At 70.9% G+C, this 258-nt stretch carries 1 protein-coding gene; it reads right to left on the minus strand.

The window, feature by feature from the left end; translation table 11 throughout:
- Positions 1-258: transposase (locus FV226_RS27775; RefSeq protein WP_147765438.1), on the minus strand; the 258-nt coding region annotated here is incomplete at both ends.

Raw genomic sequence — 258 nt, forward strand, 5'->3', positions numbered from 1 at the left:
ACACCCGGGTCAGCGCGCGCCAGCGGGTCAGCATATAGCGGAACGCCTTGGCCAGATCCGAGGGGCCGGAGAGCTGCGGCAGGATCGTCTCGGCCCAGGTTCTCAAGGCATCGGCCAGCGGGCGGGATCGATCCTGTCGCCGTCGCTGTCGCTCATCGGGCGGCTGGCCGGCGATCTCGCGTTCGATGGCGTAGAGGGCGCCGATGCGCTCCAGCGCCTCCCCGGCGATGGCCGAGCCGGTCTTGGCGTGCACGTCGA

This window comes from Methylobacterium sp. WL12, from assembly GCF_008039475.1.
In the GTDB taxonomy this organism is placed as follows: domain Bacteria; phylum Pseudomonadota; class Alphaproteobacteria; order Rhizobiales; family Beijerinckiaceae; genus Methylobacterium; species Methylobacterium cerastii.